The sequence below is a fragment of the Vibrio marinisediminis genome (assembly GCF_014050145.1).
GTDB lineage: Bacteria > Pseudomonadota > Gammaproteobacteria > Enterobacterales > Vibrionaceae > Vibrio > Vibrio marinisediminis.
Genome location: NZ_JACFYF010000001.1, coordinates 507,854 through 519,563, shown reverse-complemented (window position 1 = coordinate 519,563; position 11,710 = coordinate 507,854). Strand labels below are relative to the sequence as shown.

General features: G+C 44.1%; 11 protein-coding genes. 6 read left to right on the top strand and 5 right to left on the bottom strand.

The window, feature by feature from the left end; genetic code table 11:
* Positions 1–20 precede the first annotated feature (20 nt).
* The 5 genes from H2O73_RS02385 to H2O73_RS02365 all read left to right on the top strand — a co-directional run bounded on the left by H2O73_RS02385 (position 21) and on the right by H2O73_RS02365 (position 5,302).
* A complete protein-coding gene (locus H2O73_RS02385) occupies positions 21–422 on the top strand; it encodes a PaaI family thioesterase (RefSeq protein ID WP_182106143.1) in 402 nt (133 codons plus the stop codon).
* A 69-nt stretch (positions 423–491) separates the two neighbouring features.
* Positions 492–1,175, top strand: a complete 684-nt coding sequence (locus H2O73_RS02380; protein WP_182106141.1) for an MOSC domain-containing protein — start codon at positions 492–494, stop codon at positions 1,173–1,175.
* Positions 1,176–1,536: 361 nt separating this feature from the next.
* Positions 1,537–2,517, top strand: a complete 981-nt coding sequence (locus H2O73_RS02375; protein ID WP_182106139.1) for a chemotaxis protein CheV — start codon at positions 1,537–1,539, stop codon at positions 2,515–2,517.
* Positions 2,518–2,821: 304 nt separating this feature from the next.
* Positions 2,822–4,705, top strand: a complete 1,884-nt coding sequence (locus H2O73_RS02370; RefSeq protein ID WP_182106137.1) for a methyl-accepting chemotaxis protein — start codon at positions 2,822–2,824, stop codon at positions 4,703–4,705.
* A 213-nt stretch (positions 4,706–4,918) separates the two neighbouring features.
* Positions 4,919–5,302: a VOC family protein gene (locus H2O73_RS02365; RefSeq protein ID WP_182106135.1), complete on the top strand. Its 384-nt coding sequence runs from the start codon at positions 4,919–4,921 to the stop codon at positions 5,300–5,302.
* Here H2O73_RS02365 and H2O73_RS02360 read toward each other — a convergent pair.
* The 5 genes from H2O73_RS02360 to H2O73_RS02340 all read right to left on the bottom strand — a co-directional run bounded on the left by H2O73_RS02360 (position 5,299) and on the right by H2O73_RS02340 (position 10,800).
* Positions 5,299–5,937, bottom strand: a complete 639-nt coding sequence (locus H2O73_RS02360) for a helix-turn-helix transcriptional regulator (RefSeq protein ID WP_182106133.1) — start codon at positions 5,935–5,937, stop codon at positions 5,299–5,301. The two genes, H2O73_RS02365 and H2O73_RS02360, sit on opposite strands and share 4 nt — an antisense overlap.
* Before the next feature lie 145 nt (positions 5,938–6,082).
* The gene (locus H2O73_RS02355; RefSeq protein ID WP_182106131.1) at positions 6,083–7,090 is read right to left on the bottom strand and encodes a LacI family DNA-binding transcriptional regulator; all 1,008 of its coding nucleotides are present in this window, start codon (positions 7,088–7,090) and stop codon (positions 6,083–6,085) included.
* Between the two features lie 32 nt (positions 7,091–7,122).
* Positions 7,123–8,565, bottom strand: a complete 1,443-nt coding sequence (locus tag H2O73_RS02350; RefSeq protein ID WP_182106129.1) for a glycoside hydrolase family 32 protein — start codon at positions 8,563–8,565, stop codon at positions 7,123–7,125.
* 38 nt (positions 8,566–8,603) lie between these two features.
* Positions 8,604–9,947 (bottom strand): PTS transporter subunit EIIC, encoded by a 1,344-nt coding sequence (locus tag H2O73_RS02345; RefSeq protein WP_182106127.1) that lies wholly within the window; start codon positions 9,945–9,947, stop codon positions 8,604–8,606.
* Between the two features lie 292 nt (positions 9,948–10,239).
* Positions 10,240–10,800 carry a MarR family winged helix-turn-helix transcriptional regulator gene (locus tag H2O73_RS02340; RefSeq protein ID WP_182106125.1) on the bottom strand — a complete coding sequence of 187 codons (561 nt, stop codon included), beginning with the start codon at positions 10,798–10,800 and terminating at the stop codon, positions 10,240–10,242.
* Positions 10,801–10,954: 154 nt separating this feature from the next.
* Here H2O73_RS02340 and H2O73_RS02335 point away from each other — a divergent pair, with 154 nt between their 5' ends.
* The gene (locus H2O73_RS02335; protein WP_182106123.1) at positions 10,955–11,707 is read left to right on the top strand and encodes a hypothetical protein; all 753 of its coding nucleotides are present in this window, start codon (positions 10,955–10,957) and stop codon (positions 11,705–11,707) included.
* Positions 11,708–11,710 lie beyond the last annotated feature (3 nt).

Sequence of the window (11,710 nt, the reverse complement as noted above, 5' to 3'; positions counted from 1 at the left end):
AATTGGGCGAGAGTTTATCTATGCCAGTTATTATTCCACATAATCACACTCAATGCGTTGTGTGCCAACAGCCATTTTTCGATCAACGACCGATCCATTTTGAAACACTGGCTGGTGGTGCGGTGCGTGGCGAGATTGTAGCAACTCGAAACGTGCAAGGCTATGACGGAGCCATGCAAGGTGGCTTAGTAAGTGCGCTGCATGATAGTGCCATGCTCCATTGCCTATTTGGGCTTGGCATTAAAGCGATGACCGTCAAACTTGAAACCCGTTTCCATTCGCCAGTTGTTATTGGAAAAAACGTGTCGGTTGAAGCGAAGTTGCTGAAATCAAGACATGGTGTCCATTTCTTAGAAAGTAAAGTATCTATTGATGATATAACTTGCTCTTCAGCGACCAGCCAGTTTATGTCTATTGCTTGAAATCAAGCCTGCGAATACTTACTGTGGGTTGTAATACCGATGTGTAAAACTCAGAAGGCAGGACTAGCAATGACTCAGCACTATTTTTTGCAAGGCGTCTATACCGGTAAGGTAGCCGAGCGTTATGGTATGACAACAGCCATCGACAAATCACCGATTGAACACGCCGTTTACTTGTCAGAAACAGGCTTAGACGGCGACGAATGCTACGACACTAAGCATCATGGCGGTACCGAGCGAGCTTTGCACCAATACCCAGCAGAACATTATGAATACTGGGCGAGTAAATATCGCAGTGACTCAGAATGGGTTGCGCCTGGTATGGGTGAAAACATGAGTACCACAGGCATGACTGAGTCAGATGTGTGTATTGGTGACCGCTACCAATGGGGCGAGGCAATCATTGAAGTAAGCCAACCACGTTCACCATGTATGAAGCTGAGCCAGCGCTGGGGTGTTGAGGGGTTTTCTATTGATATGCAAGATGTCAGTCGCTGTGGATGGTTATACCGCGTGATTCAACCTGGCATGGTGAGTGTGGATGACCCTTTGGTATTGATTGAGCGAGTAGATAACCCACTTTCTGTACTTGCGGTGTGTGAACGCTATTTTGGTGACCCATTAAACCGAGAAGGTCTAGAGCAATTAAAAGCGCAGCAACGTCTTTCAAAAAGCTGGAGCGGCAATGTAGAAAAACGCTTAGCAACCGGTGAAGTTGAGAATTGGAATTTCCGCTTGCTGGGCCACGCCTAACGAGATGCTCTAAACGGTTTAGGTCATGCTTGAGCCGTTTAAGATACAATTCTGAATTCAACCGAATGAAACCGATGCCGAATTATGACGATTGTTCCTAAATTTGTGATTATCTATCTGAGAAAGCGAAAGATTTTTATATAATCTAAGTGTTCTATTAACGGGTGGCGCGTGTTTTGTGTGAAAATGACGCAAATTTTAAGCCGTTGATATAGAAGTGTGCAGTTGGTGTCTTTTTAAATGTTTACAAATTCTACGTTAACGATTAAAAAACAGTCCTTGGCTTTTTGCTCTTGAAGTGACTCTTTGGTGGCATTTTATTAAGCCGTTCTCTTGATGCGTATTTTGGATAATTAGGTTTATGAGTAACGTAACCAGCAGTATTTTAACTGAAAGTGGCACCAATGAACTTGAAATCATTGAGTTCCACCTAGAGAAACAATTGCCTGATGGCAGCAGCAAAACATGTTATTACGGAATAAATGTCGCAAAAGTGCGTGAAGTTATTCGAGTACCAGAAACGACAGATTATCCGAATGCGCAGCCGCACATGATAGGCGTCTTTTCTTCTAGAGACGTGTTAACGCCGTTGGTTGATCTTGCCGGTTGGCTGGGCGTTCCAACGCGCCGTGATTTGGAACGTAAGTTTGTTATCGTTACTGACTTCAACAAGATGACCAATGGATTCTTGATTGACAGTATTTCGCGTATTCACCGTATTTCATGGAATGATGTGGAGTCACCTAGCCAGTTCCTTGAAGCCGGTGAACAAGATTGTGTGGTAGCCGTTGTACGTAAGGATGGCAATCTGATCATGATCATCGATTTTGAGAAAATCATTGCCGACATTAACCCTGAGCTAAGTATGGAGAAGTACGACGTTACAGGCGATAGATCGGTTGATTTAAACCAACGTATGGTTGGTAAACGCAATGGCAAAACGATCATGGTGGTGGATGATTCTGCTTTTATTCGTTCATTGATTCAGGACACTTTGTCTTCTGCAGGCTATAACGTGATCACGTGTAAAGATGGCGGTGAAGCGTATGAAAAATTGATGAGCCTGATTGAGATAGCAAAAGAAGAAAATTTGCCTATTCGCGATCTACTTGATGCCGTTGTGACTGACGTTGAAATGCCGCGAATGGATGGTATGCACCTTGTTAAGAGATTACGAGACACAGAAGCGTATAGCCAGACTCCGATTGTTATGTTTTCATCCTTGATGAGCGAAGATAACCGAGCGAAAGCGTTGGCGCTTGGTGCAAATGACACCATCACTAAGCCTGAGATTGGGCGAATGGTCAACATGATGGATAAATACTTATTTAACTACGGTTAGTTGGTATTTAATACAGTAAACAGTCTGCCAACAGGCAGACTGTTTAAAGACGCAAGTTCATTTGATATGTATTAGTAAGACATCTGCTTTGAATGTCTTTAAAATGTGTTGAGACTCTGACACACATCCCTTCTCATTATTCCCCCAGCCCAAACTCTAAACAGAATAATGTTCTGAAAACATGTGTAATATGGGATCAGTAGCAGAGTAATTTTATTGCATATGTGGTTATTATTAGAATATTAACGGTTTAATAAAGCCGTTAACAAATCGTAATAGATTAATAACTATATGGAAATTATAAATGCTAAATCGTTTGAGTTTAAAGCAAGTGCTCGTCTCGTTTATAGGCGCAGTCTTAGCCGTGCTCGTCGTTGCTTTATCGCTGCTAAGTTACACAACATTCAAAGACTTCAATTTTAAAGAGGCTGTAAAATTTAGACACCAACAAGGGATATCGGTCTCCCATCAAGTCGATACTTTTGTTACTGGCGTTCAAGATAGATTAGAGATGGTCAGTGCTGCCGTACAGTACAATGGTTATTCTATAACCAATGAAAAAGCCATTGTCGAATTACTCAATAAAGTCCACATCGCCAGAAAGGCATCGGCAACCTACATTGTATTTGAGGATGGCAGTAGTCTTGAGCATACGGGTGAAAAACTGTCTGATTTGAATACGGATCGCAGTTGGTTTACCGAACCAAAATCTGGTTTACCATTCGCTATTTCAAAACCATCAGTTGACCAATTAACTGGCAAATTGCTAACGTCATTGTCCGTTCCTTTGGTCATTAATGATCAATTCATTGGTGTTGTTGGTATCGATATTTCATCGGATGTATGGCAACAGATGATTTCATCTAATGTCTCTGATGGGCAAGTATTTCTAACCGATAATAATGATACCGTTCTTTATTCCCCTTATGATGATTACTTAGGTAAAAATTTCTTCGATATCCGACCGATGTACAAAGACTTTTCAGGTTCTTATTTAGAGTACCAACTGAGTGATGGCACTCAATTTGTCGGCGTTAAGAATGGTCCAACAAACTCTGGATTAATGATTTATCTGTTTGAGAAAAATAACGTCATACTCGCACCAAGTGAAAATATGCTGATGACCTTACTGTGGTCAGCCTTAGTGCTAATTGTGATCAGCCTTTTTGCAGTTTTTGCCATCATTATCAAGCTTATTTATGTCCCGATTGGTGGTGAGCCTAAACAGATAGAACGAGTGATCGCCCGAATTGCGGAAGGGGATCTAACCGTTGAAATACCGACTAATACAAAAGCGTCGGGGATATTCTCTGCGACGATAACCATGCATAAAAACCTCAAATTACTGGTCGGCGGACTTAATGCCCAGTCAAGGCAAGTCGAAGACACATCAAATGAATTGGTTTCGCTAGTTGAAGAAACCAAACAAAGTTCTGATAAGCAAATACTGCAAATGGAAATGACGTCTACAGCCATGAACGAAATGGTATCAACGGTAGAGGAAATTTCGCGCAACGCACAACAAGCGTCGAATTCGGCAGATAGCGCTTATGAACAAGCAAGTAATGGCGCGGTGGTTACCAACAAGACGTCTGAGGTGATGAATGCCTTAGGTAGGGACATTGACGCGGTATCTCAAACCATTACTGAGCTAAAAGACGAGACTGAAAAAGTAGGCAGTGTGTTGGAAGTCATTACCAGCATTGCTGAGCAAACCAACCTCCTTGCACTCAATGCAGCAATAGAAGCGGCTCGTGCTGGTGAGCAAGGTAGAGGCTTTGCTGTTGTGGCGGATGAAGTACGTAACTTAGCTAGCCGTACACAAAAGAGTATTGAAGAGATCAACAGAACGATCGATAAGTTGCAGCAAGTGGCTTCTTCTGCCGTCGATTCGATGGGGATGAGCCAGAAAAACACGGGAGACGCCATCTCGCTAGCCAGAGAAGCCAGTGAGTCGCTGATGTCGATATTGGATTCAGTAAGAGACATTCAAGACATTAACAACCAAATTGCGACGGCGGCGGAAGAGCAAAATGCCGTTGCACGGGAAATTAATCAGTCGGTTATCGAGGTCAATGGTCTTGCGATTGCAACCAATGAAAATGCGCAAGGCACAGAAAAATCGACCAATAAACTCTCTACGGTCGTGGTGAGTTTGTCGGAAATCTCTGGTCAATTCACGGTTTAAATTTCAATATCTCAGCTGATTTTAGGCGATCTCCTGTGAATATAGGGATGAACAATAAATAACGGACAATACCCTCAAGTGTGATGCTGAGGGTATTTTTTTATCTCTCTATTTTTGCATGTTGGGTCAGAATAATTGTTAGTGTGTCGCCTATCTTCAAGACGGGTGTAAGTACAAAGATTAAGCTTAGGGTATCAATCAAGGAGGCGTGATATGAAATTGAAATACACCATTATGTACGTTGAAAATGTGGCGAAGACATTAGAGTTTTACCGAGATGCTTTTGGTTTTTCGATCAATTTTTTGCATGAGAGTGGTGATTATGGAGAGCTGAAAACGGGTGAAACCACGCTCTCATTTAGCTCATTAGAGCTGATGAACCAACTAGGGAAAGGGGCGGTAAAGCCGACGCCTTCAGCACCAACCTTTGAAATTGCGTTTGAAACTGATCATGTTGAGCAGCAGTTAAATCAGGCTCTAGATGCAGGGGCGGAATTAGTCCAAGCCGTCGAAGAGATGCCTTGGGGGCAAACCACCGCGTATGTACATGATATTAATGGTTACCTTGTTGAGATATGTTCGCCGGTTCAACTTTAGTAACCGGGGGCAAGTAGCTGGTTAGCGATATCTGAACGGTGATGGAGTTGAGTTGGCGTTGTGCCTAACCAGTGTTTTATTTCACGACTCATATGGGCTTGATCTGAGTAGTGACAGTGGTAAGCAACCTGACCAAGAGGTTGCTTAGCCAAAATCATCTTCGCCGCGCTGCGAACACGGGCTAAACGAAGCCAAAACATGGGTGAGTAGCTTGTTTGAGATTTGAGTAGTCGCTGTAGCGTTCGGCTCGAAACCCCTAATGTCAGTGCCGTGCTTTGAATGCTAAGTGGCTCAGCCTGAAAACAGGTCAATACTTCTTGAACTTGGGAGGTTTCTTGCTTGGCAGATGATTCAATGGTGGCGACTAACTCGCTTGTATCATCAACATAGCGGTAGAGCTGCTCTAAATTAAGTGAATGGGTATCGAACCCTGCGGCTAGCCTTAGCCCAAGCATATGTTGGTTGGGGATCAGTTGAACTGGAGTTGCGCAGGTATGCAGCGGTGAGATCTCAATATTGGGTAGGGCGTTGTCACTAAATGTGACAATGACATCTTGGCAGCCATCAGGCATCACCCAAGCTGTGCGAGGTTGAGTACTGTGACTTTGCCAAACATCAATAACCACACTCTTCATGTGTTGCCTCCCTTATATGCTGCTTATCCTACCCTATTTATAATCCGCTTCACCATAGTGAGGTATTGTTTTTAGTGGTGTTTTGGCGCGGGATTCACAGTGTAAATTGATCGAGATAATTCACGTGAGAGCCCGCTTTATTATCTTATTTTTGTTGGGTACTTTGTCTTGCTGCCAGTGAGTAGGGTACAAAGCTGACATGATTGGTGGCTATTTGCTGAGACTTTTCAATCAAGCTATGTAGCAACTCTGCTGCCATTCGACCCGATTCATGAAAATCATAAACCAATGAGGTGATTTTAGGGTTGTAGTAAGCCGACATAGCGCCACCACCAACCCCACAGACACTAATGTCTTCTGGAACACGGTACCCATGTTCGAGTAGGTAGTTTATCGCGCCAATCGCCATTTTATCATTCACCGCAAACACGCTATCGGGCATTACGTTGCATTGCTCAAAAATAGCCTGACACGCTTGGTAGCCACTGGTGACTGAAAAATCGCCGATAGCCATCCACTCTTTATTCATTTCAAGACCATGTTGCGCCAGAGCATTGAGGTAACCCTGTTTGCGTTTTTGCCCAACCGAAATATCTGATTCTGCAACGCCGATATAGGCAATACGCTGATGGTTGAGCGCGTATAAGTGCGCCATCATATCTTCAACCGCAGAGACTTCATCAAACAGCACACTCGGTGAACCGTCGGTCGCCGTTTGTCCCATCACGACCAAAGGAACGCGCAGCTTTTTAATTTTTTCTTCGTGTTCAGGCGTAATGGTGGTTGCGATTAAAATAATGCCATCGACTTGTTTTTCTGAAAACAGATCTAAAAACTCGAGCTCTTTTTCAATCGAATGGTTGGTATTACCTAAGATGATGGAATAGCCTTTGTCGGCATAATATTGGTCAATGCCAGCAATGTTTTCACCGGATGATGTCGCGTTGATTTTAGGCAAGATAACGCCAATGGTTTGGCTGCGCTTAGAGTGGAGTGCTTTGGCGAGAGCATTCGGGCGATAGCCCGTCTCATCAAGTACTTTTTGAATTCGTTTTCGGGCTTCTTCACCGACATAGCCAGAGCTATTAATAACCCGGGACACGCTTGATATCGAAGTTTCTGCTAATTGCGCTATTTCTTTGATGGTTGGCATGTCCCGTGTCCTTTTATGCTAGGGTCATCGCCCTAATAGTCGTATCGAATAAGCTCCTTGATTATACACGACTTACTGCTTGTCACAGTGGTGTTTGAATGCAGTTGCGTTGGAAATACTCGACCGGAGAACACTTCTTCACCGTTATTGACAAAAATTTCCAATATAGAGCGATCGAAGAAGATTTGTAGATCCAAGCTGTCGCGATTAGACAAAATGCATTCACGGCTGCCTTGTTGGTGAAGCGCATGGCTGCGATCGAGTTTGAACACTCCAGTCGCAGAGTCGAATGTGATTTCAACAAAGTGCTCATCGATTTCAGCAAGGCGAAGAGTCAGTAAACCTTCAACCTCAGTGGCTTTGAGCGACAACTCAAAACAGTTTTCACCACTGAACGTAAGCTCTTGGTTGGCGTTTAGTTCTTGGGGACCAAAATCGAACTGTTCACCACGCAGGGTTTTGTGTTCTTCAACAGGACGTTGATAAACCTTACCGTTTACAAGGTGTAGGCTACGAACCAGGGAGAGCGCATGAATCCAACCATGCTCTACCGTAGGTTGGTCATCTTCATCAGGAATGCCAAGCCAAGCGCTGAGTAATCGTCGCCCATCTTCAGCTAACGTCGTTTGCGGGGCATAGAATTCAAAACCACGATCTAGTGGATAAAATTCACCGTGGGTATATTGAGCGGCAGTGTAATCTAACTGACCCACGAAATAGCCATTGTTGTGGCGGTTGTGAAAATCAGAGCCTTTTGGTGCTATGCCTTGTGGGCAACCGATCAATACATCTTGGTCATTAAGAGTAAACAGATCAGGGCACTCGAACATATAACCGAAATCGGTCAAACCATTGATGCCGTTGCCTGCGATAGGTCCATTGTAGTGCCACTGCTGCGCATCGTCTGATGAGTACAGTAATACTTGCCCTGTGAGTTGTTCGGTTTGTGCACCGAGTACGCAGTACCAGCGTCCATCGTGGTGCCAAATTTTAGGGTCACGAAAGTGGGCGGTAAAACCTTGTGGCTGGCAATGGATCACTGGTCCCAGCTTTTCATAGCTTTCGAGCTTTGCATCTACCGCTTTCGCTAAGCACTGGGTAGAGATACGCTCGCCCGCCTCATCTTTTAGATTGCCAGTGTAGAACAGGTGCAGTTGTTCATTGAGGACAAAAGCACTGCCCGAATAGCAGCCGTTTTTATCAAAGCTTGCATCAGGGGCTAATGCGGTGGGTTTAAAGTCCCAATGAATAAGGTCGTCACTGGTACAGTGTGCCCAATATTTCGAGCCATGAAGGCAAGCAAATGGGTGCCACTGAAAGAACAGATGATACTGCCCATTGAATTGAATAAAGCCATTTGGGTCATTGAGTAAACCAGAGGGTGGAGTGATGTGAAACTTAGGGCGCCAATGGTCATCATCCGAGTCATTAGCTTGATTTAAGATGGTGTTTGCTTGATTTAAAAGTGAATTCATATGCGTAAAGAGAGCCCATTGCTGGGCTCTCACTTAATTTATGCTTTAGATGTTTTAAGAAGAATTTTTGTTACTACCATTGCAGAGCCCATACCGACGGCAATCATTGCAATGTACATCATCAAACCGTTACCTAAGTAAGCTGGGATTGCAGGAAGGTAGGTTACACCCATCACTGATGGCGCTATGTGCATCATGGTTGCAAACGCCCCCGCAATTGCACCGCCGACCATACCCGCGGCGAACACTTTGCTGTTGGTTAGCGTAATACCAAACAGCAGTGGCTCAGTGATGCCGAAGAAGCACGGTGCGATAGAAGAGTAGTTGAGTGCTTTCTGTTCTTTGTCTTTTAGTGACATAGTGTAAGCAATTGCTGCGCCTGCTTGACCCGCCATAGACGCTGTAATCAAGGCATTTAGAGGGTTCACTTTTAGCGTTGATAGGAAGTTTAGTTCAACTACCATTAAGCTGTGGTGTAAACCTGTGACCGTTAGGACTTGTTGGAAGGCACCAAAGATAGCACCGCCGATACCAAAGGGTAGGTTGACGATGGTTTCAGATGAGACCATCACGCCATGTTCAACGATGTTGAAGATTGGACCGATAATCAGCAAACCTGCCAACATACCGATAGTGATAGTCAAAAATGGGGTGAATACCAGTGCCACAACCGATGGCATCCAAGATTTGATCCAACGCTCTAAGTTTGCACCAAAAATACCAACAATAAGTGCCGGAATGATCGTGCCTTGGAAGCCTTGAACTTGGAACATACCCAGCGACAATCTTTGTGCATCACCAGACGCCACTGCCCATGCATTTGGCAGCATTGGGGCGATTAGCATCAAACCTAATACCATACCGACGACTGGCGTGCCGCCAAAACGTTGGAATGAAGACCATACAACCAGAGCAGGCAAAAAGATGAAGACGGTGTCTGTAACGACTTGCGTCATAATCAGAACGTCTGGAGAGAATGTAACGCCTAGTTGTTGTGCAAAGCCACGTAAGCCCATGAAAAGACCCGTTGCAACCAGCACAGGGATCAGAGGAATAAATACATCCGCTAGTGCACGCAAGCCTTTTTGGAACGGGCTTAAGTTTTCATATGCTGCGCCTTTGGTGCTTTCAAGGGTACCATCAATCAGCTTGGTCATCTCTGCGTGTACGTCGTTGACTAAGCCAGTGCCTAGTATCACCTGATGTTGACCTGACTGTAGGAAGTAACCTGCCACTTTGGTGGTTTTCTTGATTGCCTCAGCGTTCACTTTAGCATCATCTTTTACCACTACGCGTAAACGAGTCGCGCAATGTTCGAGTGCGCGAATGTTCTCTTGGCCACCCAGAGCGTTGAGTAAACTCACTGCTATTTCATTGTTCATTTGTTCTACCCTTAAAATGTGAAAAGGTTTTCATGTTTCATTGTGGTAAGGTTTTCACATGTTCGTAATTTCATCAAGTTCCCCTTAAAATTGATCTTCATTTTTATAGATTGTGTCACATTCCTACATGGATCTGCCTGTCGAAGATCTTTGAATGCAAGTATAGATTGATGGAATAACTATATGAGGGGGCTAGGTCTACCAAGGTAAATGAATGGCGTTAATCGCGCCGTCTATTTGGCTCAACAACAATGTAATTTTATGGCAACACAATTCTATGGGGACGGGGAGCTCATAGCTCATGTTCTTTGCAAATCAGTTCACCGTGGTCACGTGTGAGCGTCATTTGTGTCAGTTGACAGAAAAACGTCTTCTCAGAGCGGATTTCGTGATGTCGGCAAGTTTTACACACCCCAAAGCAGACCTTATTGTTGCCTTGTTGCATGTCGCTCAATAATTGCTTGAGTGTAGGGACGAGTTGTTGATTATTGGCTTCAATATCGGCTAATAACGGTGTTAATCGTGCTGGTGGACATATTTGATCTACTAAAGTTTGCCCTTGCTCAGTTAACTTGAGATGAGAGATGCGTTTATCAAGCTGATCTTTACTCTTGATTAGCAAGCCTTTGCTCTCTAATAGAGTGATTGATTGAGAGGTTGTGCCTTTGGTTATTCCCAAAAACTCTGTCACTGCTGCAGGGGTATCACTGAATAAATTGCATCGTTGCAGATAATGCAAGATCTCGACATGGACAGGGTGCAAGCCATACTCACTCCCCACTTGTCGTGCTTCATTTCGAAGTACGTTGCCAATTCTTTCTAATAATTCATAGAGTTCAAAGTGACTTACCATGTGCCCTCTCAAATAGCGCCTTAAAAGCAGAATAAAGAAAATTAGTTTTTAGTCGAAACTACGTTGACAACTATAGCTGATAGACTACCTTAAATATAGTTTCGATACGAAACTATATTTAAGAATTGAACCATGTTCATACAAGGAGATTGTGATGAAAACAGCTATTCGAGATCTCAATACCCTGGCACTGTGCATCAGCGCGGCGCTGACAACCACTGCTGTATTGGCTCATCCTAAAGAGCACTTAGTCGCCGACAGCAATATTGATATTGTCGCCAGCTTCGACGTCGTTCACGCCAAGGTGGTGAAAAAAAACAATCATTTGATTTTTCAAACCGCAGTACGCGATTCAATCGGTGATGTGAAGCCGCAAGCGATTGGTCAACTGGGAGGAGCAGAAGTGTTTAGCTACGTTTGGCCGACCACATTAAATTCAGCGGATATTGGATTTGATTCGGACAAAGGTATTGTTGCTTTGGTTGTGACTTCTCATCCCGATTTTGATGACACGCCAAAATATGATGAAAATGGCGATGGCGACCTCGCTAATGATGGGGCGCTGTGGCATTCACATTGGGTGGTTTTGACGGAGGATGAACAATGTCCCGCCGGATTAAAAGTGCGTGATATTCCCGAAGGTACAACAGCCAAGGTTCCGAAGACTTGGCCAGAACTGCCCATTTATATTGATAGTCCAGCCTATACACCTAAATTTACGTCCAAAGAATTGCGTGTTGAAGTACCAAAGTCGGATATAGGGCTGAATGATGCGTTTAATTTTGATGCGCTGACTGCGGTTTTGAAAGTCAATGAGAGTATTCATGCCCCATTGCTGTGCGTAACAGGTGTGTATGACATTGCGTCAGGCGACTTGTCTTTGCCAGGGAAGGTGAGCACTCGTTGATGA